Source organism: Aeromicrobium camelliae (assembly GCF_003850045.1).
In the GTDB taxonomy this organism is placed as follows: Bacteria; Actinomycetota; Actinomycetes; order Propionibacteriales; family Nocardioidaceae; genus Aeromicrobium; species Aeromicrobium camelliae.
The window spans coordinates 57,109-83,239 of sequence record NZ_RQJX01000001.1 but is presented as its reverse complement, the minus strand read 5'-3'; the positions used below and the strand labels follow the sequence as shown (position 1 = coordinate 83,239).

The window sequence follows — 26,131 nt, the reverse complement described above, 5'->3', positions numbered from 1 at the left end:
AGAACCGGCGGGGGCGTCGTCGTGGAGCGTCAGTTGTCGAACGACGTGAAGTCGAAGTCGTCCAACGCGACCGGAGCGGAGTCCGACGGCCCGAACTGGTAGTCGAAGCTGTCGTACCCAGCCACGGCGTACGCGTTCTGGCGCGCCTCCTCGGTCGGCTCGACCCGGATGTTGCGGTACCGGTCCAGACCCGTACCGGCCGGGATGAGCTTACCGATGATGATGTTCTCCTTGAGGCCGCGCAGGGAGTCCGACTTGCCCTGGATAGCAGCCTCGGTGAGCACGCGGGTCGTCTCCTGGAAGGACGCGGCCGACAGCCACGACTCCACGGCGAGCGACGCCTTGGTGATGCCCATGAGCACCGGACGACCCGAGGCCGGCGTACCGCCCTCGGCCACCACGCGACGGTTCTCCTCTTCGAAGAGCGCGCGGTCGGCGAGGTCACCGGGGATCAGGTGCGAGTCGCCCTGCTCGATGACCGTGACGCGACGCAGCATCTGGCGCACGATGATCTCGATGTGCTTGTCGTGGATGGCCACGCCCTGCGAGCGGTAGACCTCCTGCACCTCGTCGACCAAGTGCTCCTGCGCACGACGGACACCGAGGATACGCAGCACCTCCTGCGGATCGGGCGTACCGTGCGTGAGCTGCTGACCGACCTCGACGGAGTCGCCGTCGCGAACGAGCAGGCGGGCACGCTTGGTGACCGGGTACTCGATCGGCTCCGAACCGTCATCGGGGGTGATGACGATCTTGCGGGTCTTGTCGGTGTCGTCGATCTGCACGCGACCGGCGGCCTCGGTGATCGGCGCACGGCCCTTGGGCTGACGCGCCTCGAACAGCTCGACGACGCGCGGCAGACCGTGGGTGATGTCGTCACCGGCCACACCACCGGTGTGGAAGGTTCGCATGGTCAGCTGGGTACCGGGCTCACCGATCGACTGGGCCGCGATGGTGCCGACGGCCTCGCCGATGTCGACGAGCTTGCCGGTCGCCAGCGAGCGGCCGTAGCACTTGGCGCAGGTACCGGTCTGGGCCTCGCAGGTCAGGACCGTACGGACCTTGATCTGCTCGATGCCGGCGTCCACCAGGTGGCCGATCTCGACGTCGCCGAGGTCGCCGCCGGCCGGGACCAGCACCTCGCCCGTCTCCGGGTGGGTGATGTCCGTGGCCGCGTTGCGGGCGTACGCCGAGGTCTCGACGTTCTCGGCCTTGACCAGGGTGCCGTCCTCGAGGCGGGTCGCGATGACCTTGGGCAGACCGCGCTCGGTGCCGCAGTCCTCCTCGCGGATGATGACGTCCTGGCTGACGTCGACCAGACGACGGGTCAGGTAACCCGAGTCGGCCGTACGCAGAGCGGTGTCCGCCAGACCCTTACGAGCACCGTGCGTGGCGATGAAGTACTCGACCACGCTCAGGCCCTCGCGGTAGTTGGCCTTGATCGGACGCGGGATGATCTCGCCCTTCGGGTTGGCCACCAGGCCACGCATCGCGGCGATCTGACGCAGCTGCATCATGTTGCCGCGAGCACCGGAGTTCACCATCATGTAGATGGGGTTGTCCTGGTCGAAGGTCGCGGTCATCTTGTCCGCGACCTCACCGGTGGCCTGCGTCCAGATCTCGATGAGCTCCTGACGACGCTCGTCCTCGGTGATGAGACCGCGGTCGAACTGCTGCTGGACCTTGGCTGCCTGGTCCTCGTACTTGGCGAGGATCTCGGGCTTCTCCGGCGGGCTGACGACGTCGGCCATCGAGATCGTCACGCCCGAACGGGTGGCCCAGTGGAAACCGGTGTCCTTGAGGTTGTCCAGCGCCACCGCCACGTCGACCTTGCTGTAGCGCTCAGCCAGATCGTTGACGATCGTGCCGAGCTCCTTCTTGCCGACCTGGTAGTTGACGTACGGGTAGTCCTCGGGCAGCGCGTCGTTGAAGATCGTGCGGCCCAGCGTCGTCTCGCGGCTCTCGTCGCCGATGCGGATCCGGATCTTGCTCTGCAGCGTGATCTCCCCACGGTCGAACGCCATCTGCGCCTCGGCCGGCGAGCTGAACGAACGCCCCTCACCGGGGTGCCCGTCGCGCTCGAGCGTCAGGAAGTACAGACCGATGATCATGTCCTGGGTGGGCATGGTGACCGGTCGGCCGTCCGACGGCTTGAGGATGTTGTTCGTGCTGAGCATGAGGATGCGGGCCTCGGCCTGCGCCTCGGCGCTCAGCGGCAGGTGCACGGCCATCTGGTCACCGTCGAAGTCGGCGTTGAAGGCCGAGCAGACGAGCGGGTGGATCTGGATGGCCTTGCCCTCGATCAGCTGCGGCTCGAACGCCTGGATGCCCAGACGGTGCAGCGTGGGTGCACGGTTCAGCAGCACCGGGTGCTCGGTGATGACCTCTTCGAGCACGTCCCACACGACCGGGCGAGCACGCTCGACCATGCGCTTGGCGCTCTTGATGTTCTGCGCGTGGTTCAGGTCGACCAGACGCTTCATCACGAAGGGCTTGAACAGCTCCAGGGCCATCTGCTTGGGCAGACCGCACTGGTGCAGCTTGAGCTGCGGGCCGACGACGATGACCGAACGGCCCGAGTAGTCGACGCGCTTACCGAGCAGGTTCTGACGGAACCGGCCCTGCTTGCCCTTGAGCATGTCGGAGATCGACTTGAGCGGGCGGTTGCCCGGGCCGGTCACCGGACGGCCACGACGGCCGTTGTCGAACAGCGAGTCGACGGCCTCCTGCAGCATCCGCTTCTCGTTGTTGACGATGATCTCGGGGGCACCGAGATCGAGCAGTCGCTTGAGGCGGTTGTTGCGGTTGATGACGCGGCGGTACAGGTCGTTGAGGTCCGACGTGGCGAAGCGGCCACCGTCGAGCTGGACCATGGGACGCAGCTCCGGCGGGATCACCGGGACGGCGTCGAGGACCATGCCCTCGGGGCGGTTGTTGCTGCCCATGAAGGCCGACACGACCTTGAGACGCTTGAGCGCACGGGTCTTGCGCTGACCCTTGCCGGTGGCGATGATCTCGCGCAGCTTCTCGGCCTCGGCCTCGAGGTCGAAGTCCTGCAGGCGCTTCTGGATCGCCTGCGCGCCCATGTAGCCCTCGAAGTACTGGCCGAACCGGTACTGCATCTCGCGGTAGAGCATCTCGTCGCCCTCGAGGTCCTGGACCTTGAGGTTCTTGAAGCGGTCCCAGACCGCCTCGAGACGATCGATCTCACGCTGGATGCGGTCGCGACGCTGCTTGGCCTCACGCTCCGCGGCGTCCTTGACCTTGCGCTTGGCGTCGGCCTTGGCGCCCTCGTCCTCGAGCTGCTTGAGGTCCTCCTCGAGCTTGGCCATGCGCTCGTTGACTTCGTTGTCGCGCTTGTTCTCGAGCTGCTGGCGCTCCATGTCGATCTTGGCCTCGAGCGAGGACAGATCGCGGTGACGCGCCTCCTCGTCGACCCGCGTGATCATGTAGGCCGCGAAGTAGATGACCTTCTCGAGGTCCTTCGGCGCGAGGTCGAGCAGGTAGCCCAGACGGCTCGGCACACCCTTGAAGTACCAGATGTGCGTGACCGGGGCGGCCAGCTCGATGTGGCCCATGCGCTCACGGCGGACCTTCGAGCGGGTGACCTCGACGCCACAACGCTCGCAGATGATGCCCTTGAAGCGCACGCGCTTGTACTTGCCGCAGTAGCACTCCCAGTCCCGGGTGGGACCGAAGATCTTCTCGCAGAAGAGGCCGTCACGCTCGGGCTTGAGCGTGCGGTAGTTGATCGTCTCCGGCTTCTTGACCTCACCGAACGACCAGTTGCGGATGTCGTCGGCGGTCGCGAGACCGATCTTGAGCTGATCGAAGAAGTTCACGTCGAGCACGTTGTCTTCTTTCCCTTTCGAAATTCTGTGGTGCGAAGAGGGGTCCGAGCCGTGGCTCAGACCTCCTCCACGGACGAGGGCTCACGGCGGGAGAGGTCGATGCCGAGCTCCTCGGCAGCACGGAAGACGTCCTCCTCCGCGTCGCGCATCTCCACGGCAGTGCCGTCGGCGGAGAGCACCTCGACGTTGAGACACAGCGACTGCATCTCCTTGACGAGCACCTTGAAGGACTCCGGGATACCCGGCTCCGGCACGTTCTCGCCCTTGACGATGGCCTCGTAGACCTTGACCCGTCCGAGGATGTCGTCGGACTTGATGGTCAGCAGCTCCTGCAGCGCGTAGGCCGCACCGTAAGCCTCGAGTGCCCAGACCTCCATCTCACCGAAGCGCTGGCCACCGAACTGGGCCTTACCGCCGAGCGGCTGCTGGGTGATCATCGAGTACGGGCCGGTCGAACGCGCGTGGATCTTGTCGTCGACCAGGTGGTGCAGCTTGAGCATGTACATGTAGCCGACGCTGATCGGGTCCGGGAACGGCTCGCCGCTGCGGCCGTCGAACAGCCGAGCCTTGCCGTCGGGACCGACCATGCGCTCACCGTCGCGGTTCGGCAGCGTCGAGTTGAGCAGACCCTGCAGCTCGTCCTCACGGGCGCCGTCGAAGACCGGCGTCGCGACGCGGCTGTTGGCCGGCGCCTCGGCGGCGTCGATCTTGCGCAGACGCTCGGCCCACTCGTCCTTGACGTCGTCGGCGACCTTCCAGCCGGCCTTGGCCAGCCAGCCCAAGTGGGTCTCCAGCACCTGACCGACGTTCATGCGGCCGGGCACGCCCAGCGGGTTGAGCACGATGTCGACCGGCGTGCCGTCCTCGAGGAACGGCATGTCCTCGACGGGCAGGATCTTGGCGATGACGCCCTTGTTGCCGTGACGGCCGGCCAGCTTGTCACCGTGGCTGATCTTGCGCTTCTGCGCCACGTAGACCCGCACGAGCTGGTTGACGCCGGGGCTGAGCTCGTCGCCTTCAGCCGCGTCGAAGACGCGGACGCCGATGACCGTGCCGGACTCGCCGTGCGGCACCTTGAGCGAGGTGTCGCGGACCTCACGGGCCTTCTCACCGAAGATCGCGCGCAGGAGGCGCTCCTCGGGGGTCAGCTCGGTCTCACCCTTCGGCGTGACCTTGCCGACGAGGATGTCACCGTTGCCGACCTCGGCGCCGATGCGGATGATGCCGCGCTCGTCGAGGTTGGCGATCATCTCCTCGCTGACGTTCGGGATGTCGCGGGTGATCTCCTCGGGGCCCAGCTTGGTGTCGCGCGCGTCGACCTCGTGCTCCTCGATGTGGATCGAGGTCAGCAGGTCGTCCTGGACCACACGCTGGCTGAGGATGATGGCGTCCTCGTAGTTGTGGCCCTGCCACGGCATGAAGGCGACCAGCAGGTTGGTGCCGAGCGCCATCTCGCCCTCGTCGGTGCAGGGGCCGTCGGCCAGCGGGGTGCCGACCTCGACGCGCTGCCCCTCGCGGACCAGCGGACGCTGGTTCGTGCAGGTGCCCTGGTTGGAGCGACGGAACTTGGCGAGGCGGTACGTGGTGTACGTGCCCTCGTCCTCCATGATCTCGACCGCGTCGGCCGAGACCTCCTTGACCACACCGGCCTTCTTGGCGACGGTGACGTCACCGGCGTCGACCGCGGCACGGAACTCCATGCCGGTGCCGACGAGCGGGGCGTCGTTGCGGATCAACGGCACGGCCTGACGCTGCATGTTCGCGCCCATGAGCGCGCGGTTGGCGTCGTCGTGCTCGAGGAACGGGATCAGCGCCGTCGCGACCGACACCATCTGGCGCGGCGAGACGTCCATGTAGTCGACCTCGGTCGCGGGCCGCAGCTCGGCCTCGCCGCCGCGCTGGCGCACGAGCACCATGTCCTCGGCGAAGGCGCCGTCATCGGTGAGCGGCGAGTTCGCCTGGGCGATGATGTAGCGGTCCTCGTCGGTGGCGACCAGGTAGTCGATCTGGTCGGTGACGACACCGTTCTCGACCTTGCGGTACGGCGACTCGATGAAGCCGAACGCGTTGATGCGGCCGAACGAGGCGAGCGAACCGATCAGACCGATGTTCGGGCCTTCGGGCGTCTCGATGGGGCACATGCGGCCGTAGTGCGACGGGTGGACGTCGCGGACCTCGTAACCGGCGCGCTCACGGGACAGACCACCGGGGCCGAGGGCGTTCAGACGCCGCTTGTGCGTCAGGCCCGCGAGCGGGTTGTTCTGGTCCATGAACTGCGACAGCTGGCTGGTGCCGAAGAACTCCTTCAGCGCCGCGACGACCGGCCGGATGTTGATGAGCGTCTGCGGCGTGATCGCCTCGACGTCCTGGGTCGTCATGCGCTCACGCACGACGCGCTCCATACGGGCCAGACCCGTGCGGAGCTGGTTCTGGATCAGCTCGCCCACGGTGCGGATACGGCGGTTGCCGAAGTGGTCGATGTCGTCGGCCTCGACGATCGTGGTGCCGGCGGGAGCCTCGATCTCGGTGCGGCCGTCGTGCAGCGCCACGAGGTACTTGATCGTCGCGACGATGTCGTCGATCGTCAGCGTCTGCTGATCGAACGCCTCGGCGGTGCCGATCTTCTTGTTGATCTTGTGGCGACCGACCTTGGCGGTGTCGTACCGCTTGGGGTTGAAGTAGTAGTTCTCCAACAGCGTCTGCGCGGCCTCCTTGCTCGGCGGCTCGCCCGGACGCAGCTTGCGGTAGATGTCGAGCAGGGCGTCGTCCTGGCCGGAGACGTTGTCCTTCTCCAGCGTGAGGCGGATCGACTCGTACTCGCCGAACTCCTCGAGGATCTGCGCCTCGCTCATGCCGAGGGCCTTGAGCAGGACCGTGACGCTCTGCTTGCGCTTGCGGTCCAGACGCACACCGACGGTGTCGCGCTTGTCGATCTCGAACTCGAGCCACGCGCCGCGGCTCGGGATGACCTTGGCCGTGAAGATGTCCTTGTCGGACGTCTTGTCGGCGGTGCGCTCGAAGTACACGCCCGGCGAGCGCACGAGCTGGCTGACGACGACACGCTCGGTGCCGTTGATGATGAAGGTGCCCTTGTCGGTCATCAGCGGGAACTCGCCCATGAAGACCGTCTGGCTCTTGATCTCGCCGGTGTCGTTGTTCATGAACTCGGCGGTGACGAACAGCGGCGCGGCGTACGTGACGTCGCGATCCTTGCAGTCCTCGACCGAGTACTTCGGCGGCTCGAACCGGTGATCGCGGAACGAGAGGCTCATCGTCTCGGAGAAGTCCTCGATCGGGGAGATCTCCTCGAAGATCTCCTCCAGACCCGACTTGGTGGAGACGTCATCGCGGCCGGCGGCGAGCGCGGCCTCGACGCTCTCCTTCCAGCGGTCACTGCCGATCAGCCAATCGAAGCTGTCGGTCTGGAGAGCGAGCAGTTCCGGAACCTCGAGTGGCTCGGAGATTTTGGCGAAGGAGATGCGGCGGGGAGCCGAGACGTGCTGGGTGGTGCGGGCGTTACGCGAGGCGGCCAAGAGAAGTCCTTCCGAAAGACTCGCAGGCGAATGACTCATTCAGTTCGGTATGGTTGGCGCACAGAGCCGTGCCGAAGGGATCCACCGGAGGGCATGACAAAGGGCGCGCGAAGAATCAGTCTAACCCGAACGCCACGCCCATGACAAGCCACGTCTTGACAATCGATGAGATTTCGGCAACTATCGGTCTTTTTCCTCGTGACTCCCGCAGCTTGAGGGCGACCCCGCCCCCGCCGTGACCGCCCGCGGAGCTTAGGTAAGGTAACCCTCACCATCAAGCCTGGAGTCTCGCCATGCCCCGCACTTCCCGTCCGATGCAGGCCCATCCCATCGTCCTGCGGAGGGCCACCGTCGAACGCGTCGTCGACGTCACACCCCATATGCGCCGCCTCACGCTGAGCGGGCCGGACCTGGCGGCGGGCGTCATGGGCGACGGCTACCCCCGTCCGGCGTTCCGCTCCGACGGCTTCGACGACCACGTCAAACTCGTCGTGCCGCCCGCCGAGGGCGAGCTGCCGCGGATCGGCACTCAGGAGGAGCAGCGCTTCGCCTGGAACCCCGAGGTGCTCGCGTTCACGCGCGACTACACGGTGCGGGCGTGGGACTCGGCGAGCGGCCGGTTCGACGTCGACGTCGTCCGCCACGACCACGGGCTGGCGTCGTCCTGGGCGTATCGCGCCCAGCCGGGTGACGAGATCCATTTCGCCGGACCGAAGTCGTGTGCGTTCGTCAACACCGACGCGGACTGGCATCTGCTCGTGGGCGACGAGACCGCCCTGCCCGCCATCGGCCGCTGGCTGGACGAGGCGTCGGCCGGCATGCGCGCCCGCGTGATCGTCGAGGTGCCGACGGCCGACGATCGCCAGGAGTTCACGACCAAGGCCGATGCCGAGATCGACTGGCTCGTGCGCGACGACGTCCCTGCCGGACGCAGCACGCTGCTGTTCGAGGCGGTGCGCGACCTCACGATGCCGGAGGGCCGCGTGTACGCCTGGGTCGGCGGCGAGGCCATGACGATCGCACCGATCCGCCGGTACCTGCGAGGCGAACTCGGACTGCCGAAGGACGACGTCGAGGTCGTCGGCTACTGGCGCCTGACCTCCGAACGGGTGGTGCAGGAACCGCGCGACTCCGCGGACCGTCTCGCACCGCCGGAGGAGGGCGACGAGACGGCGCTCGACCTCACCCACGACGTCCACGAGATGACCGAGCTCGGGCCGCCAATCGTGACCCGGGCGGCCGTGACGCTCGGTATCGGACCGCTCGTCGCGGCCGGTCACACGACGCTCACCGAGCTCGCCGAACGGACGGGCGTGGCGGCCGGACTCCTGTCGCCGCTCCTGGACGCCATGCAGGCTCTCGGCCTCCTCGACCGCGAGGGCGACGTGTGGCGCAACACCGCGCGCGGCGGCGTCCTCATGGAGGACACCGCGATCGAGGAGCTCTCCCTCGACAATCCGGCCAATGCCGCAGCGCTCGCGCTCGTCGATCTCGTCGACGTGCTGCGTTCGGGCATCCCCTCACCGCGCGCGGGCCGGGACGGCTGGCGCGCACGCCGTGCGACGGATCCGGCCTTCGACGCGGCCTACCACGATCTGGCCGCCGACTCCCTGCAGTACGTACTGGAGCCGCTGACGCAGCTTCCGGTGGTGGCCCGCGCCTCGACGCTCGCGGTGCTGGGCGACGCGGCGGCCTACGTCGCCACCGGCGTCGCCGCGGGCCGCCACGTGCATCTCCCCGCCGACACGGCGGCCTCCTGGCCCGCGCACGACTGCGCGATCCTCGTGGGTGCTCTGGAGGGGCGTGACGACGAGGGAGCCACGGCACTGTTGCGCACCGCGCTCAGTTCCGGCCCCGCACTCGTCGTCGCCGAATCCCTGGCCGATGCCGCGGCGGTCGACGAGCATGCCGCCGAGCACGCACTCACCTCTCTCGCCCTCACCGGCGCTCCGCAGCGCACGAGCGCCGACGTCGAACGCCTCCTGCGCACCGCCGGAGCGCGGACCGTGGAGAGCGCCATGCTCGGCTGGGGCTTCGGTCGCTTCGGATCGGTCATCGTCGCGCATGCATGATCCGGTCGGAGCGACAGCCCACGCGACCGGATCACGACTGGTCCTCGCGCTCGCCGGCCTCACCGCGGGGCTGGTCATCGCGATCGCCCTCAGCCTCATGGTGGGTACGGAGACGGTCGCGCCCTCCCGCATCCTCGCGGGACTCAGCGGCGAGTGCGACCGTGAGGCCACCGCCCTGCTACTGCACTACCGTCTCCCCCGCACCGCGATCGCCATCGTCGTGGGCATCGCGCTGGGCACGGCCGGCGCCCTCATGCAGGCGTACACGCGCAATCCGCTCGCGGACCCGGGCATCCTGGGCGTCAACGCGGGCGCCGTGCTGGGCGTGACGATCGCGATCGCCACCGGAGTGTCGCTCTCGGTCACGACGCTCGCCGTCCCCGCGCTGATCGGCGCGGCGTTCGCAACCGTCGCCGTACTGCTGCTGGCGTCGACGGGACGCGGACCCGCCACCCCGATCCGCATGACCCTGGCGGGCGTCGCCCTCGGCGCGGTCCTGAGCGGCATCGCCACGGCCATGCGGCTGTACGACCCGTCGACGTTCGAGCGGCACCGTTCCTGGGCGGCCGGCTCCGTGGCCGGGCGACAGCTCGACGAGCTGACCGGTATCGCGCTCCTGGTCCTGACCGGCGCGGTGCTGGCGCTGCTGTTGCTGCGACCGCTGAACGCCGTCGCGCTCGGCGACGACGTCGCGGCGTCGCTCGGCGTGAACACCCGGCGGACGCGCACGCTCACGATCATCGCCGTGACACTGCTGGTCGGCGCAGCCACCGCGATCGCCGGGCCCATCAGCTTCCTCGGCCTGATGGTGCCCCATATCTGCCGGTTGCTCGCGGGCAACGACCACACGCGCATCGTGCCGCTGTCGATGCTCGTGGCGCCACTCGTCCTGGTCCTCGCCGACACGATCGCGCGCGTCATCATCCCGCTGCGCGAGACGCCGGTGGGCATCGTCACGGCCTTCGTCGGCGCACCCGTGCTGATCTGGCTCGTCTCCGGGCGGAGGACGAACACGCAATGAGTCCGCTGCTGAGCCGTGACCACGGCGCCGTCACCCTGCGCACCCCGGCGGTCTCGGGTCGTATGTCCACGCGCGCGCTCGTCGCGTGCGTCCTGCTGCTCGCCGCGACGGCCGCGACGACCCTCCTCGCACTGATGACCGGGAAGGTCGGCTACAGCCCCGGCGAGGTGCTCGCGGCGCTGGTCGGCGACGCTCCCGCCGACGTGGAGCTGTTCGTCGTCCGATGGCGCCTGCCTCGCGCCGTCGCCGCGGTGACGTTCGGCGCCGTCCTCGGTGTCGCCGGCGCCCTGTTCCAGTGCGTGACCCGCAATCCGCTCGGAAGCCCGGACATCATCGGATTCTCGGCCGGTGCGTCCGCGGGCGGCGTCGCGGCCGTCACGCTCATCGGCTCGTCCTTCGCGGTCGTGGCCGCCGGGACGCTGATCGGCGGGCTGCTCGTCGCTGCCCTCATCATGCTGCTGTCCCGCGGAGGCGGGACGGGCGGCTTCCGGCTCGTGATCGTCGGCATCGGCCTGTCGGCGATGCTCGTCAGCGTCGAGTCATGGCTCGTGCTCACCGCCGACCTCGACGTCGCGCAGGTCGCGGCGCTGTGGAGCGTGGGCACGCTCAACGGCACGAGCTTCACGCACTCGGGTATCGCGATGGCGCTCGGCATCGCGGCCGTCGTCGCGGTGATCGTGCTGCTGAGCCGCCGCCTCACCCTGCTCGACCTGGGCGAGGACCTGTCCGGGGCGCTCGGCGCCGATCCGCTGCGGACGCGCACGGTGGCCGTACTCGCCGGCGTCCTGCTCATCGCGATCGTCACGGCCGCGGCGGGACCGATCGCCTTCGTGGCACTCGCCGCCCCGCACATCGGGCGGCGGCTGGCGGGCATGGCCGGCGTCGCGCTCGTCCCGGCGGCTTGCACCGGGGCGTTCCTGCTCGCGCTCTCCGACTTCGTCGCGCAGCACGCGCTCCCGGGCCGCATGCTGCCCGTCGGCGTGGTCACCGTCGCGGTCGGCGGCCTGTACCTGATCACGCTCATCGTCCGTGAGAACCGCAAGGGGGTTCTATGAGCCAGTCCGTTCCCGAGCCCTCGTCGCTGCGGGCCGACCGCATCACCATGGCCTACCAGGACCGGATCATCGGCGAGGACCTGTCGGTCGACATCGCCGACGGCCGGTTCACCGTCATCATCGGTCCCAACGGCTGCGGCAAGTCGACGCTGCTGCGATCGCTCTCGCGGTTGCTGCGCACGCGCTCCGGCACGGTGTACCTCGACGGCAAGGACATCCACCGCTCGCGAGCCCAGGACGTCGCGGGCCGCCTCGGCCTGCTGCCGCAGACGGCCATCGCGCCACCGGGCATCACGGTGTTCGACCTCGCGCGCCGCGGCCGTTACCCGCATCAGAGCATCCTGTCGCGCTGGAGCGCGCAGGACGAGGCAGCCGTTCATCGCGCCCTCGCGCAGACGGAGATGACGGAGCTGGCCGATCGTCCGGTCGACGAGCTCTCCGGTGGCCAACGGCAACGGGCGTGGGTCGCCATGGTCCTCGCACAGGAGAGTTCGATCCTCCTGCTGGACGAACCGACCACGTTCCTCGACGTCGCCCACCAGATCTCGCTGCTCGATCTCTTCGCACAGCTCAACTCCGACGAAGGCCGTACGACGGTCGCGGTGCTGCACGACATCAATCACGCGGCCCGGTACGCCGACGACATCATCGTGATGTCGCACGGCCGCATCGTGGCGCACGGCCCGCCCGTCGACGTGCTCACGCCCGAGCTGCTCGCCGAGGTCTTCGGCGTCGAGGCCGTGGTCATCGACGACCCCGTCAACGGCGGCCCCCACATCATCACCCGGCACCGGACCCGCATCCCCGCGTCCGTCGCCCCCACCCGAGAGGAAGCACCATGAGAACCGTCCGCACCACCTTGCTGACCGGCGCCGCCGCCCTCGCGCTCGCGCTGAGCGGCTGCGGCTCATCCTCGGACGACGCGTCCGAGGACGGAGGGAGCTCCGGCGAGACGCGCGACGTCGTCGACGCCACGGGCGCCGAGGTCACCGTTCCCGCCGATCCGCAGCGCATCGTCACCCTCCACTACGCGGCCACCCAGCCGATCCTGGATCTCGGCCTCGCGGACCAGCTCGTCGGTCAGGGAGTCTTCGAGCCCGGCATCATTCCGGAGGACCTCGCCGATACGGTCGAGGACATCCCGGTCGTGGCCGAGAACGTCGAGCCGAAGCTCGAGGAGATCGCGGCGCTCGAGCCCGACCTCATCCTCGTCCCCAACGTGCTCGAGGAGGAGGTCACCGACCAGCTCGCGGCCGTGGCGCCGGTGTACACGTTCACCCTGCGCGGCGGTGACCGTGCCAACTGGGGTCAGCGCACCGAGGAGGTGGCCGACGCCACCAATACGAGCGATCGCGTCGACGAGCTCGAGGCCGAGTTCGAGGAGCGCCAGCAGTCCATCGCCGAGGAGTACGCCGACGTGATCGAGGGCAAGACCGTCGCGGTCCTCGGCGCGTACGAGGAGAACAACTTCTACGCGTGGGGCGAGAGCAACATGATGGGCACGCTCCTCATGCCACTGGGCTTCACCTGGTCGGAGCAGGAGAATGCGATCGTCGAGGGACAGCCTGAGCCGGAGGCGACCGTGTCGAACGAGAAGCTCACGTCGGCCGTCGGTGATGCCGATCTGTTGTTCCTGGACTCCAACCTGCGTGCGGAGCCGAACGCGTTCATGACCGCGCTCCAGGAGACCGCGCTCTACCAGGACCTTCCGGCCGTCCAGGCGGGGCACGCGTGGTTCGCCGGCAAGAACACCGTCGCGGGCTACACCGACGCGCACTACACCCTGGACCGCGTCGAGGAGGCGCTGCAGGCGCTCGCCGAGGAGTGATCCGGACGAGGGTGGCGCGGTCTCCGCGCCACCCTCCCGATCAGAGGGCGCGGATGTCGTCGACGAGCCAGGTGCCCTGCGACCGCTCCATGGTCATGACCACGCGGTTGCCGAGCACGGCGGGCTCCTCCTCCGCACCGGCGATGAGCCGGACCTGGTCGACGAACACGAGCACCTGCACGCGGTCCAGCGAGCAGTCGTCCCCACACGGGACCGCGCCGGCGTCCTGCACCTGAGCCCGGACCTCGAACTCGCGTTGCGGGGCGATGTCGCGCAGCCCCGGTGCCACTTTGTCGAACTCGGACTGGAAATCCGGCGTCATGAGCGCCTTGGAGTTCTCCTCGTGCTCGTCGAGCGAGTCGTGGCTGAAGGTGAAGATGGTCTCCGCCGCTTCGCCGGCGGCGCGAGACGCCTGGCGGTTCGCGGCCTCGAGCCCCTGCTCTCCCCCGCCGCGCAACTCCCACAGCCCCCAACCGCTGAGCGCGACGCCGGCGACGAGCGCGAGGACCGCCACCACCACACGCCAGGACGGGAGTCGGCGCGGGCGGCGAGGACCCGCCTCTTCGGGGACCGGGGGCTTCTTCTCGGCGGGTGTCGCCCTCGGTGCTCCGGGGGGACGCCCGGCCGGCCGAGAGGACGGCGGTTCCTGCGCCGGCTTGCGCACCGGGCGCGGCCGGGCTACGGGCCGCGGACGCGGTGGAGTCGGACGCTGGTCGCCGACGCTCTCGGTGACCCGCGGCGCGCTCTCCCCCGCGATCCTGCGCCGACGCGGCTTGCGCTGGTCTCCCTGACTCACTGCTGGCCTCCCTCGCCCGCGTCGCCGCCCTCGCCCTGCGGCACGGCGCTGGCCTCCACCGAGGCGACGCTCTCGAAGTTCTCGACCTTCCAGTCGTCACCCTCCTTGACCAGATTGAGCTTCCACCGGAAGTGGCGCTGCACCCCCGCGTCCTCGGTGTCGCTGTTGCGGATCGTCGCGTCGACGGCCACGAGCGTCTGCGCGGAATCCTCATCCAGGATCGCGACGGCCGTCGACAGGACCTCGGCGTCACCGCTGGTCTGCTGCTTCTCCTCCAGGGCGCCGAAGATCGCGTCGATGACGCTGAACGCCTGCTCGCGATACTCGTCGGTCAGCAGGCCCTCGAGCCGACTCTTGTAGTCCTCGACGTCGGCGACGTCGTAGGTGTTGTACGCGACCGCGAAGTCGTTGCTCACCGCGACGACCTGCTGAGCCTCGGCAGGCTCGCTCGCACCGGCGATCCGATCGCCGAAGGCGACGAGACAGATGCCGATCACGACCAGGACCACGCCCGCCGCGGTCGCCCAGAGAGTCCACCGCCGTCGAGGCTCGACCTCCGTCACTGTGCCGCCACGTCGAGCAGCATCCATCCCCAGGCCTTCCCTTCCTCCGTCGCCGCGGGCACCTCCGTGCGGGGAGCGTACTCCGTCTTGGCCGCCTGCCGGGCGATGTCGTTGTCGGGCAACCGGCAGTCGATCGTCGTGTCGAATTCCCGACGCTCCACATCAGCGGGGTTGCGACGATCACGATAGCCAGAGCTGGGGCCGTCCTCGTAGTAGCTGCAGGTATGCGGTGTCGGCGTCAGCACGAGACCGAAGTTGGCGTCGTACTCGCCCTCCTCGTCACTCGGCGAGACGACGGAGAACGTGCCCTGGAGGAGGTAGGGATACAAGATGAGGATCGACTGCAGGCCGATCTTGCCCTCGAGCAACGGCTCACCGGCGACTGCCAGGTTGTCGAGCAGCGCCGTGAGGTCCTCGGCGTTCTCGTCCACGACCTCGTCGAGAGTCTGCGCCGTCGGAGCACCGTTGTCCACGACCGCCCGCAGATCCGGGTCCGCCTCCCGCAGAGTGTCGCTGAACAGGGCGAGGTTCTGAGCGAAGGTCGCGATCTCGCTGCGCTTGTCGACCTGCGTCTGCAGCACAGTGCCGGACTTGCGGATGAGTTCGCGGGTGACGTCGATGTTGGCGTGAGCCTCCTCGATGAACGAGGTCGATGTGTCGAGGATCGTCTCGAGGTCGCGCCCCGTACCCTCGAACGCCTGTCCGAGTTCGGACACGACGGTGTTGAGGCTGCCGGTGTCGATCGAGGATACGAGCTCATTGGTGTTGATGAGCAGCGTCGTGGTCTCGATGGGCACCTCGGTGTCCTGGCGGCTGATGACGTCGCCGGCCTGCAGGTACGGCTCGCTGTCGCTCTGCGGGCGCAGGTCGACGTACTGCTCGCCGATGGCCGACTTGTTCGCCACCACGGCCGTCGCATCGCGCGGGATGTCGGGGGCGTCGTTTTCGATGGCCAGCACGATGTCGACACCGTCGTCGGTGAAGTCGACCTCGTCCACGCGGCCGATCTTGATGCCGCGGTACGTGACCTCGGCGCCCTGGAAGATGCCGCCGGAGGCACTGAGCTGCGCGCGCACCTCGTACGTGCGGTCGACGACGAGGCGGTCGATCTGGGCGTAGCGTCCACCGACGATCGTGCCGCCGATGAGCGTCACGACGGCGAAGATCAGCAACTGGATCTTGGTCAGGCGAGTGATCACGGCGCGGTCACCACCTTGGTGAAGAGAGAGTCGAGGTCGTGGTCGCTCGACGCCGCTGCGGCCGGGGCCGTTCGGCAGGAGCCGAACCAGCACAGCGGGTTGAGCCATTCGCGCAGGCCGCCCGACTTCTCCTCCGCCGGCTTCGTCGGTGTCGGCGAGGGCTTGGGCTGCTGCGGTCGCTCGCCCTGTCCGGGCTCCTCGCCGGGCTCGGGGACGAGCTCGTCGCCCGGAAGGCCCCCCTCGCTGCCCGGAGGCAGCAGGCCTTCGACGAGACCCAGCAACTGCTGCGACGAGTCGTTACCGGTCAACGGCGTCTCGGGCGCGAGGTTGGCCAGCTCGGGGAGGGTGTCGAGACCGAAGCCCTCGAACAGCTGCTGCAGTTGCGCGGCGCTGATCTCCAGCTTCATGGAGAGGTTGCCGTAGTCCCCGGTGCAGACGCCGGTGTTGGCGGCGCGGTTCTGGTTGCTGCAGCGGCCCGCGGCGCCCTCGACGGTGCCGCCGACGAACTGGTCGCTGAACGGGAAGGTCAGCAGCAGCTCGGAGGCTTGCGCGACGCTGTCGCCCGCCTCGACCAGGTTGGCGAGGATGGGCTCGAGGTGCTGCAGGGACGCGACGGTGTCGGCCTTGGAGTCACGCACGACCTGGGTCGCGGTGTCACCGAGCCGGTCGAGCGCTTGGAGCAGTCCGACGATGTCCGAGCGCTGGCTCTCCAGCACCTCGAGTGCCTCGGGCAGCCCGTCGAGCGCGCCGGTGATGGCGTCACGTTGCGCGTTGGTCTCGCGTGCCAGTCGGTCGACCTTCTCCAGCGCCGTCAGGATCTCCGCGGAGTTGGCGTCGAGCTGGCCGATGAAGTCGGTGGTCACCGCGATGAGATCGCGGACCTCGGCGTCCTTGTCGCCCAGAGCGAGGTTGAGCTCCTTGACGATCGTGTTGGTCTTCTCGAGAGCGCCGCCGTTGAACAGCAACGACGCGGCCGAGAGGACCTCCTCGACCTCCGGGTTGCGCCCGGAACGGTCGAGACCGATCACGTCCCCGTCGCTCAGCCGGCCCGTCCCGCCCTCGTCGGGCGCCGCGAGCGACACGAACTTCTCGCCGAGCAGGTTGGTCTGGCGGATCGTGGCTTCGGCGTTGTCGGGCAGCTTCACATCGCTGTTGATCAGCAGCGTCACACGGGCGTTCCACCCGTCCAGTTCGACATCGGTGACGCGGCCGACCGCCACGTCGTCGACACGGACCGCGCTGTGCGGCACGAGATCGAGCACGTCGCGGAACTCGACCGTGACCTCGTACGGCTCGGCACCGACGTCGGCACCGCCGGGCAGCGGGAGATCGTACGGCGAGAAACTGCACCCCGCCAACATCGTGACCGCGGCTGCGGCGACAGCCGTCCGGGCGGCGAGCCGGTTCACTGGGGCACCTCCATCAGCTCGGCCAGCGAGCCGGCTCGCTGGTCCGTGGTCGGCGCCGCACTCGGAGCCGTTCCCGGAGCGGTGCGCGGCGCCGCGTCGGCCGCACCGCCGCCCAGCAGCTTGGTGAGTGTCGCGCACAAGCCCTGATCGGACTCGCTCTCGTCGAGCAGGTTGCACAGCAGCCCCGCGGGATCCTTGAAGCCGCCGAGCAGGAGTTCCTCGAGACCCGCCCGGTTGTCGAGCGTGCCGTACTGCCCGTTGTAGGTCAACGCGACGTTCGACAGCACTGTGGGCGCGTTGACCAGCAGTTCCTCGAACTCGCCCTGGCGCTTGCGCAGCACCTCCGACAGCGAGGTGATCTTGTCGACGTTGGTGCGCAGCACGTCACGGTTCTCGGTGACGAGGGTGTTCACGTCGGTGAGTGCCACACTGAGCGCCTCGAGGGTCGCGGCGAGGTCGTCGCGCTCGGCCTCCAGCACCCGCGACACCTCTGCAGTGCTGTCGTTGAACGCCCGCACCGTCGCGTCGTTGCGGTTCAGCACGTCGACGAACTCCTCCACCTCGCGGACACTGCCGAACAGCTCCTCGGAGTTGGCGTCGAGCGTCGTCGACAGCTTGCTGAAGTTGCGGATCGTCTCGTTGACCTGAGCGCCTTGTCCGTCGAGCTGGCCGGCGAGGCTGTCGACGAGACTGCTCAACGAGCCGTCCTCGTTGGCGCCCTCCGGGCCCAGCGCCACGGCGAGGTCGTTGATCGAGGAGTAGACCTCGTCCAACTCGACCGGGACGGCGGTCCGTTCCACGCCGATCGTCGCTCCGTCCTCGAGCGACGGGCCACCGGTGTACGCCGGGGCGAACTGCACATACCGGTCGCCCACGATGGCCGGCGAGATGACGGCCGCCTGGACGTCCTTCGGCAGGTCGTAGTCGCCGTCGTAGGAGATCGTCGCGGTGACGGTCTCGCCGCGAGGCTCCAGCTTCTCGATGGTGCCGATCGGCACACCGAGGACCTTCACGTCCGACCCCTCGTACACCGCCGTCGTGCGAGTGAACTCGACCGTGACGGTCTTGTCGGTGTTGCGCGCGGTCCACGCGATCCCCGCCGCCGCGATGAGCGCGAGGACGACGACCACGACGACGAGCTTGGAGACGCCGGCCACGCGCATGGCGAGTGCTTCACGCATCACTGAACACCTCCCAGCGCCTTGCGCAGTTCATTCGCGATCCCGAGGTTGGGCGGCAGGTTGCCGAGGTACACGTCGAACCACGGGCCGGTGCCCAAGGCGTTCGCGTACACGTTGTAGAAGCCCGGCAGCACGCGCAGCGCCTCATCGAGGCTCGCCTCATGCTGGTGCAACATCTCGGTCACCGCGTCCAGCTGATCGAGCGCGGGGCGCAGGTCGGCCCGCGTCTCGTCCACGAGCGCGGACAGCTCGGTGGAGAGGTTCGTCGCGGCGACGAGCAGCTCGTGGATCGAGTCACGGCGTGCGGCCACGGCGGAGAACAGCGTGTTGGCGTCCTCGAACAGCTTCACGAGCTCCTCGTCGCGGGCGTTGAGCACCCCGGTGACTTTCTTGATGTTCTGCAGCAGCGTGTTGATCTGCTCGTCACGCGCCGCGAGGTTGCGCGACAGGTCCGAGACACCCTGCAGAGCCGCCTGGAACTCCTCGGGCACCGCCGTGGCCACGTCGTTGAGGGTCCCGAGCGCGGCGGAGATCTGGTCGACATCGAGCTGGTCGGTGGTGGTGCTGAGCTCGGAGAACGCCTCGACGACGTCGTAGGGCGGCACGGTACGGTCCACCGGGATGGTGGCGCCCTTCTCCAACTCCTGCTCCCCCTCCGGAACCAGCGCGAGGTACTGCGCGCCGAGCAGCGTCCGGATGCGGATCTCGGCCCGCGTCTGGTCGCCGAGTTCGGTGCCCTTGTCGAGAGTGAAGGAGACCTTGACCTTGTCGCCGTCGAGCTCGATGTCGTCGACGTTGCCCACCGACACCCCAGCCACCCGGACCTCGGCGTCGTCGGACAAGGAACCGACTTCGGCGAACTCCGCCACGTAGGTGTCGCCACCGCCGATGATCGGGAGGCGGTCGGCACGGAAGGCGGCGAGGAGCAGCAGGGCGATCACGGCGAAGCTGAAGACACCGATCACGGTGTGGTTGCGTTCGCGGAACGGTTTCATGACTCGCACCTCGCTCCCCCGGCGCGCAGCCCTTCGTCGCCGCCGAGCTTGAGCGGCGTCTCGTTGTTGAGGCCGAGGACCGGGATCGCCGGCAGGATCAGCTGGCCTTTGAGCTCGCACAGGTAGAAGTTGAAGTAGCTACCGGACGACGCCGCGTTGCCGAGCGCCTCGGCCTTGTGCGGCAGGATCTGGATCGACGTCGAGAGCTTCGTGAGGTTCTCGTCCTTGCTGAGGTTGGCGGTCAGTGCGTTCAGCTGGCGGACGTCCTCGGCGAGAGCGGGACGTCCCTGTTCCAGCAGGTCGGCGGTCTCGACCGAGAGCGCCGAGATGGAGTCGATCGAGTTGAGGATCGCGTCGCGATCCTCGGTCAGCCCGGAGACGAACTGCTGCAGCGTGTCGATCGTGCGGGTGAGCTCCTGATCGCGGCTGCCGATCATGTCCAACGTCGTGCTGAGATTGACGATGACGTCGCCGATCAACTCGTCGCGGTCGGCGAGTGTCGAGGTGAGCGAGGCGGTCCGCGCCAGCAGGGTCTCGACGTTCCCGCTCTCGCCCTGGAACGTCCGGACGATCTCGTAGGCGAGCTGGTTGGTGTCGTCGGGCGAGAGCGCCTGGAACACCGGCTTGAAGCCGTTCAGCAGGACGTTGAGGTCCAGCGCCTCGTACGTGCGGTCGGTGTCGATCGTCGACCCCGGCTCGAGCGGCGCGCTGGCACCGTCAGCGCCTTGCGTGAGCGCGATGTACCGCTGACCGACGAGGTTGCGGAACTTGATCGTCACGTTGGTGTTCTGGGTCAGCGGGACGTCCTCGTCGACCGCGAAGGTGATCTCCGCCTTGTCGGTGTCGACGACCTCCACGCTGCGGACGCTGCCCACTTGCACACCGGCGATCCGCACTTCGTCGCCCTTCGCCACGCCTGTCGCGTCCTCGAACAGCGCTGTGTACTCGTGGCGCTGGTCGAAGAACGTGGCGCCGAGGGTCAGCATGAGCACCCAGGTCGTGGCCGCGGTGAAGGCGAGGAAGACGGCGAGCTTGGAGGCCGCCCACCACGAGGCCTTATCGAGCTTCACTGATCGTCACCTCCGATCCACGCAGCAGCGGGCTCACCAGCAGCGGCGCGAGATCCGGCATGGATTCGGCCTCCTGCCCGGTGCTCGCCGCCAACAGGTTCTTGATCGCCGAGCGCTGCGCGGGCGTATCTGTCGTGACGCTGGGGCGCACGGCGTCCTGCAGCGCAGACGCTCCCGGCGCCACGCGCTCGAAGTCCTCGTCCGCGCCGAACTTGTTGTGCGAACGCATGATGCCCACGAGTTCGTACACCTCGGGCGCGACCTTGAACGGATTCTCGTGCGGGTAGGGGTTGTTGCCGGCGACCACGTCCTCGAGGGCCAGGCACGTCGGCTGTGCCGCGGGGTCGGTGTCGAGGACCTGCTGCGATACCCGCGCGTTCTCGTCCGGCCCGTAGGCGGTCGGCTGGTTCGCCAGCGGGAGCAGCTTGAGATTGATGTGCACGGTGTTGTCGCGGAAGACGGAGTCGAGCCGCTCGTCGGCGTACGCCATGGCGTCGAGGAAGCACGGGAACGTACCGGAATACCGGTCGACGATGTCCAGCACGGGGCGCGACTGGGCCGGCACCGTGCGCAGGTTCTCGCCGTTCACGTCCACGAAGTCGGTCAGGGTCCCCGAGAGCGCCGTGCCCTCCTGGTAGAAGGCCAGCAGCTGCGACTCCTTGGCCACGACCGTGTTGCCGGTGAAGACGGCGTTCTCCAGCAGACGCCCCACTTCGGGCATCGCGTCGGCGTACACATCGGAGACCTCCCCCAACGCGGTGAGGTCGTCGATGAGCTGAGGCACCTCGGGCGACAGGTCGCGCAGGTAGTCGCGGGCGGTGACCAGCGTCTCGCCCAGCTTCTCGCCGCGCCCCTCGAGCGCCTGCGAGACCGCCGAGAGCGTGTACGCCACGTCCTGAGGCTCGACCGCGGTGAGCAGCGGGTAGAGGTCGTTGAGCACCTCTTCGACCTCGATGGGCACCTCGGCCCGCTCGATGACGGACCCGGCCTGGAGGGTCTCGCCGCTCGACTGCTCGGGCGGCACGAGCGACACGAACTTCTCGCCGAACAACGTCTTGGGCACGATCTGGCCGGTCACCCCTTCAGGAATGCGGTCGACGTAGTCGGGGTCGAGGGCGAGCGAGAGTTTGACGCCGTCGCCCTCGGTCTCGATGTCGCGCACCTCGCCCACGATCATGCCGCGGAGTTTCACGTCCGCGTTGCTGGGAAGGCTCGCGCCTGCGGTGCTGGCGTACAGGGTCACTGGCACCGACGAGGTGAACTGCTTGGTGAAGAACGCGTACGTCACCCAGACCGCGAACACGACGAACGCCAGGAAGGCGACGCCGAGCAGACGGATGACTGGGGTGCGTTCGAGGACAGGAGTACGTGCCATGTCAACCAGCCAGCCTTACCGTGACGTTCGTGCCCCAGATCGCCATCGAGGCCAGCAGGTCGACGGCGGTGATGGCCACGATCGAGGTCCGCACCGCACGTCCCACGGCGACACCCACGCCGGCGGGCCCCCCGGAGGCGTAGTAGCCGTAGTAGCAGTGGATGAGGATCACCACGACCGCGAAGATCAGCACCTTGGCGAACGACCACAGGACGTCGCCGGGCGGCAGGAACGTCATGAAGTAGTGGTCGTACGTGCCCTGGCTCTGACCGAAGATCTGCGTGAGCGTCAGCCGGGTCGCGAAGTACGACGACAGCAGGCCGACGATGTAGAGCGGCACCACCGCGATGAGCCCGGCCACGACGCGGGTGGTGACGAGATACGGCAGCGAGGCGATCGCCATGACCTCCAGCGCGTCGACCTCCTCGCTGATCCGCATGGCACCGAGTTGAGCGGTGAAACCACACCCCACCGTGGCGGCCAGAGCGATCCCGGCCACGATCGGCGCGATCTCGCGGGTGTTGAAGTACGCGGAGACGAAGCCGGTCAGGGGTGCGGTACCGAGCTGGTCGAGCGCCGCGAACGACTGGATGCCGACCTCGGTGCCGGTGAAGAACGTCATGGCCGTGATGACGCCGACGGTGCCGCCGATGACCGCCAAGGAGCCCGAACCGAGCGTCACCTCGGCGAGCAGCCGGACGATCTCCTTGCCGTAATTGGCGATGGCCCGTGGGATCGAGAGGATCACCCGCAGGTAGAAGAGCATCTGCCGGCCGAGCAGGTCGAGCGTGTTCAGCGGCTGTTCGTAGAGGGAGGAGAGGCGCGCCATCGCGGTCACATCCCCTTGGGCGGGACGAGCTGCATGTACACCGCCGAAACGACGAAGTTGACGACGAACAGCAGGGTGAACGTGATGACGACGGACTCGTTGACCGCGTCGCCGACGCCCTTCGGTCCGCCCTTCGCGTTCATGCCCTTGTACGCGGCGACGACGGCCGCGAGGAAGCCGAAGATCATCGACTTGATCATCGCCTGCAGGAGATCGGGCACTTGGGCGAGCGCTGAGAACGACGCGATGTAGGCGCCCGGTGTGCCGTCCTGGAGCACGACGTTGAAGAAGTAGCCGCCCGCGACGCCGACGATGGTCACGAGCCCGTTGAGCGCGACGGCCACGAGCACGCAGGCCCACACCCGCGGCACCACCAGTCGGTGGATCGGATCGATGCCGAGCACCATCATCGCGTCGAGCTCCTCGCGGATGCGCCGCGCGCCGAAGTCGGCGGCGATGGCCGAACCGGCGGCGCCGGCGATCAGCAGCGCGGTGGCGATCGGCCCGGCCTCGCGCACCACGGCGAGGACGGCGGCCGAGCCGGTGAACGACTGGGCACCGAACTGGCGGATCAGTCCGCCGACCTGCAACGCGATGACCGCACCGAAGGGGATCGCGACGAAGATCGTCGGGATGATCGTGACCGTGACGATGAACCAGGCCTGCTGCAGGAACTCGCGGATCTGGAACGGAAAGCGGAACGTCGCGACGAGGACGTCGAGCATGAAGGCGAACAGGCCGCCTGCCACACGCGCCGGCGCCGCGACGACGCCCAAGCTCATGCCGACGCCCCTGGAGCGGCCACGGCGTCCTCGAAGGAGCCGGGCGGCGGAACGACGCCGTTCTCACGGCACCACTGGCCGGCCGGGCGCTGCGCCCGACGGCGCAGGCCGTTGCTGGGCTCGAGCTGGCGCGTGATGGGCGGCAGCGGCGGCATCGAGAAGCCGGCCTCGGCGGCCAGCTGGTCGGCGTCCTTCTCCTCGCTCATCCCGATCGGCCCGACGCGCTGAGCGTTGAGGAACTGCGCGACGACCGGCTCGGTGCTCGACAGCAGCATCTCGCGGGGGCCGAACATCGCGAGGTGCTTGTGGTAGAGCAGCCCGATGTTGTCCGGAACCGTGCGCGCGGTGTTGATGTCGTGCGTGACGATGAGGAACGTGGCGTCGATGGCGGCGTTGAGGTCGATGAACAGCTGGTTGATGTACGCGGTGCGCACCGGATCGAGACCGGAGTCGGGTTCGTCGATGAGCAGGATCTGCGGATCGAGGACGAGGGCACGCGCCAGACCGGCACGCTTGCGCATCCCGCCGGAGATCTCTCCGGGGAGCTTGTCCTCGGCGCCGATGAGGCCGGTGAGCTCCATCTTCTCCATGACGATCTGACGGATCTGCGACTCGCTCTTCTTGGTGTGCTCGCGCAGCGGGAAGGCCACGTTGTCGTAGAGCGTCATCGAGCCGAACATCGCGCCGTCCTGGAACAGCACACCGAACAACTTGCGGACCTCGTACAGCTGCCGCTCCGAGCAGGTGGCGATGTCGACGCCTTCGATGATCACACTGCCCTCGTCGGGCTTGATGAGGCCGATGAGGGTCTTGAGGAAGACCGATTTGCCGGTACCCGACGGACCGAGCATGACCGAGATCTCCCCCGCCGGCAGCGTCAGCGAGACGTCGCCCCAGATGAGCTGCTTGCCGAACTTCTTCGTCAGATGCGAGACCTGCACTTCGGCACCCACGAGACCCCCTCCTTCTGGCCTGGCCGAACTCCCTGTCGGGGGCTCGACGAACGTACTCCCTTGTGACCCCCGACACAGCTTCCAACGAGAAACCGCCCGAAAGGTCACGGGCGGTCACTCCCAGATGACTCGCGAGTAACACGTCGACCGTCGGCCAGGCTAGCGCAAGGTAACTCTCAGTGACAGTCGTGGCCCCCGTCACAACCCGCTGCGGGCCCTTCGCCCCAGCACGTGTGTCGGGGCGAGTGTGACGTCTGGCAGGCGAAATCGCGGATTCCACCTGCCGGACGTCACACTCACCCGGCCCCGGGAACAGCACGAGGCGCCCGCCCCCGATGGGGACGGGCGCCTCGCGGAGACGTCAGTGACGTGAGGTCACTTGAGCGTGATGGTGGCGCCGGCGGCCTCGAGGGCCTCCTTCGCCTTGTCAGCGGTCTCCTTGTTGACCTTCTCCAGGACCGGCTTGGGCGCACCCTCGACGAGGTCCTTGGCCTCCTTGAGGCCGAGGCTCGTGAGGCCACGCACCTCCTTGATGACCTGGATCTTCTTGTCGCCGGCCGACTCGAGGACGACGTCGAACTCGTCCTGCTCGGCGCCGGCGTCACCGGCGTCGCCGCCGGCAGCGGCGGGGGCACCCGCGGCAGCCACGGCCACCGGAGCGGCAGCGGTGACGTCGAAGGTCTCCTCGAACTGCTTCACGAACTCGCTGAGCTCGATGAGCGTCATTTCCTTGAAGGCATCCAACAGTTCGTCGGTGCTGAGCTTCGCCATGATGGCGTCCTTTCTGCTGTGAGACCCCGAGGGGGTCCCGATGGGGATCGGGCGGTTCAGCCCTCGGTGGTTTCGGCCGGAGTCTTGTCCTGAAGAGCCGCAACGGTGCGCGCGGTCTTCGACAGCGGCGCCTGGAAGAGCGCTGCCGCCTTGCTGAGGTTGGCCTTCATGCCGCCCGCGAGCTTCGCGAGGAGGACCTCACGCGACTCGAGGTCGGCCAGCTTGTTGATCTCGTCGGCGCTGAGCGTCTTCCCCTCGAGGAAGCCGCCCTTGATGACGAGGGGGGTGTTCGCCTTCGCGAAGTCACGCAGACCCTTCGCGGCCTCCACCGGGTCGCCCGTGATGAAGGCGATGGCGGTCGGGCCGGTGAGCAGCGAGTCTTCGAGCTCGATTCCGGCGTCCTTGGCAGCGATCTTGGTCAGCGTGTTCTTGGCGACGGCATAGCTCGCGGACTCGCCAAGCGAACGCCGCAGATCCTGCAGCTGCTTGACCGAGAGGCCGCGGTACTCGGTGAGAACGGCGCCATTGGAGTCGCGGAAGCTCTCCGCGAGCTCGGCAACGGCTGCCGCCTTGTCCGGGCGTGCCATGGGTCTCCTTCCAGCACTGGTGTCAGTGCCAAAGACCGGTCCCGACACGAAAAAAGCGCCCCGGCGCATGCACGGGACGCGGACCGGGACCTCGCGAACGAGAGTCCCAGCGGGACGTACGTGCCTGCGCGGGCCGCCCTGACGGGCGCTTGGAGCGACTCGGGTGAGTCACCACCGGCGGTCTACGGCAGGTTCCATCCTAGAGGCCGAGCGGTGAGGATCCAAATCCGCCTCCGCCCCTGCGGCCGGGAGCGGATGACA

General features: G+C 68.2%; 20 protein-coding genes. 5 read left to right on the top strand and 15 right to left on the bottom strand.

The features are described 5' to 3' along the window. Positions 1 to 29: 29 nt before the first annotated feature. On the bottom strand, positions 30 to 3,851 hold the full coding sequence (locus EHW97_RS00425; protein WP_124235206.1) for a DNA-directed RNA polymerase subunit beta': 3,822 nt from the start codon (positions 3,849 to 3,851) through the stop codon (positions 30 to 32). 56 nt (positions 3,852 to 3,907) lie between these two features. Continuing rightward, positions 3,908 to 7,384: a DNA-directed RNA polymerase subunit beta gene (rpoB, locus tag EHW97_RS00420; RefSeq protein WP_124235205.1), complete on the bottom strand. Its 3,477-nt coding sequence runs from the start codon at positions 7,382 to 7,384 to the stop codon at positions 3,908 to 3,910. A 293-nt stretch (positions 7,385 to 7,677) separates the two neighbouring features. On the opposite strand from rpoB, the gene EHW97_RS00415 reads away from it, so the two are divergent. The 5 genes from EHW97_RS00415 to EHW97_RS00395 are packed head-to-tail and all read left to right on the top strand — an operon-like array spanning position 7,678 to position 13,360. Further along, a complete protein-coding gene (locus EHW97_RS00415; RefSeq protein ID WP_124235204.1) occupies positions 7,678 to 9,456 on the top strand; it encodes a siderophore-interacting protein in 1,779 nt (592 codons plus the stop codon). Beyond that, positions 9,449 to 10,477 (top strand): FecCD family ABC transporter permease, encoded by a 1,029-nt coding sequence (locus tag EHW97_RS00410; RefSeq protein WP_124235203.1) that lies wholly within the window; start codon positions 9,449 to 9,451, stop codon positions 10,475 to 10,477. Before EHW97_RS00415 ends, EHW97_RS00410 begins: the two co-directional genes overlap by 8 nt. Then, complete coding sequence (locus EHW97_RS00405) at positions 10,474 to 11,532, top strand: FecCD family ABC transporter permease (RefSeq protein ID WP_208001806.1); 1,059 nt, start codon at positions 10,474 to 10,476, stop codon at positions 11,530 to 11,532. Before EHW97_RS00410 ends, EHW97_RS00405 begins: the two co-directional genes overlap by 4 nt. Next, positions 11,529 to 12,374 (top strand): ABC transporter ATP-binding protein, encoded by an 846-nt coding sequence (locus EHW97_RS00400; protein WP_124235202.1) that lies wholly within the window; start codon positions 11,529 to 11,531, stop codon positions 12,372 to 12,374. Before EHW97_RS00405 ends, EHW97_RS00400 begins: the two co-directional genes overlap by 4 nt. Beyond that, positions 12,371 to 13,360, top strand: a complete 990-nt coding sequence (locus EHW97_RS00395) for an ABC transporter substrate-binding protein (protein ID WP_124235201.1) — start codon at positions 12,371 to 12,373, stop codon at positions 13,358 to 13,360. Before EHW97_RS00400 ends, EHW97_RS00395 begins: the two co-directional genes overlap by 4 nt. A gap of 40 nt (positions 13,361 to 13,400) precedes the next feature. Here EHW97_RS00395 and EHW97_RS15210 read toward each other — a convergent pair whose 3' ends face one another. From EHW97_RS15210 to rplJ, 13 genes are all read right to left on the bottom strand, one after another. Then, positions 13,401 to 14,156 (bottom strand): hypothetical protein, encoded by a 756-nt coding sequence (locus EHW97_RS15210; protein WP_166367335.1) that lies wholly within the window; start codon positions 14,154 to 14,156, stop codon positions 13,401 to 13,403. Beyond that, positions 14,153 to 14,653, bottom strand: a complete 501-nt coding sequence (locus EHW97_RS00385) for a nuclear transport factor 2 family protein (protein ID WP_166367334.1) — start codon at positions 14,651 to 14,653, stop codon at positions 14,153 to 14,155. The genes EHW97_RS15210 and EHW97_RS00385 overlap by 4 nt, the downstream gene beginning before the upstream one ends. A gap of 62 nt (positions 14,654 to 14,715) precedes the next feature. Then, positions 14,716 to 15,918: an MCE family protein gene (locus EHW97_RS00380; RefSeq protein ID WP_166367333.1), complete on the bottom strand. Its 1,203-nt coding sequence runs from the start codon at positions 15,916 to 15,918 to the stop codon at positions 14,716 to 14,718. Next, positions 15,915 to 17,327 carry an MCE family protein gene (locus EHW97_RS00375; protein WP_124235197.1) on the bottom strand — a complete coding sequence of 471 codons (1,413 nt, stop codon included), beginning with the start codon at positions 17,325 to 17,327 and terminating at the stop codon, positions 15,915 to 15,917. Before EHW97_RS00375 ends, EHW97_RS00380 begins: the two co-directional genes overlap by 4 nt. Then, a complete protein-coding gene (locus tag EHW97_RS00370) occupies positions 17,324 to 18,508 on the bottom strand; it encodes an MCE family protein (RefSeq protein WP_124235196.1) in 1,185 nt (394 codons plus the stop codon). Before EHW97_RS00370 ends, EHW97_RS00375 begins: the two co-directional genes overlap by 4 nt. Next, positions 18,508 to 19,503: an MCE family protein gene (locus tag EHW97_RS00365; protein ID WP_124235195.1), complete on the bottom strand. Its 996-nt coding sequence runs from the start codon at positions 19,501 to 19,503 to the stop codon at positions 18,508 to 18,510. Before EHW97_RS00365 ends, EHW97_RS00370 begins: the two co-directional genes overlap by 1 nt. Further along, the gene (locus tag EHW97_RS00360) at positions 19,500 to 20,573 is read right to left on the bottom strand and encodes an MCE family protein (protein ID WP_243696243.1); all 1,074 of its coding nucleotides are present in this window, start codon (positions 20,571 to 20,573) and stop codon (positions 19,500 to 19,502) included. Before EHW97_RS00360 ends, EHW97_RS00365 begins: the two co-directional genes overlap by 4 nt. Further along, complete coding sequence (locus tag EHW97_RS00355) at positions 20,560 to 21,948, bottom strand: MCE family protein (RefSeq protein ID WP_124235194.1); 1,389 nt, start codon at positions 21,946 to 21,948, stop codon at positions 20,560 to 20,562. Before EHW97_RS00355 ends, EHW97_RS00360 begins: the two co-directional genes overlap by 14 nt. Position 21,949: 1 nt before the next feature. Continuing rightward, positions 21,950 to 22,777, bottom strand: coding sequence for an MlaE family ABC transporter permease (locus tag EHW97_RS00350; protein WP_124235193.1), 828 nt, complete (start codon positions 22,775 to 22,777; stop codon positions 21,950 to 21,952). Between the two features lie 5 nt (positions 22,778 to 22,782). Continuing rightward, a complete protein-coding gene (locus tag EHW97_RS00345; protein ID WP_124235192.1) occupies positions 22,783 to 23,559 on the bottom strand; it encodes an MlaE family ABC transporter permease in 777 nt (258 codons plus the stop codon). After that, on the bottom strand, positions 23,556 to 24,512 hold the full coding sequence (locus tag EHW97_RS00340) for an ABC transporter ATP-binding protein (protein ID WP_124235191.1): 957 nt from the start codon (positions 24,510 to 24,512) through the stop codon (positions 23,556 to 23,558). Before EHW97_RS00340 ends, EHW97_RS00345 begins: the two co-directional genes overlap by 4 nt. 375 nt (positions 24,513 to 24,887) lie before the next feature. Further along, positions 24,888 to 25,283, bottom strand: coding sequence for a 50S ribosomal protein L7/L12 (gene rplL, locus EHW97_RS00335; protein WP_124235190.1), 396 nt, complete (start codon positions 25,281 to 25,283; stop codon positions 24,888 to 24,890). A gap of 56 nt (positions 25,284 to 25,339) precedes the next feature. Beyond that, positions 25,340 to 25,870, bottom strand: coding sequence for a 50S ribosomal protein L10 (rplJ, locus tag EHW97_RS00330; RefSeq protein ID WP_124235189.1), 531 nt, complete (start codon positions 25,868 to 25,870; stop codon positions 25,340 to 25,342). Positions 25,871 to 26,131 lie beyond the last annotated feature (261 nt).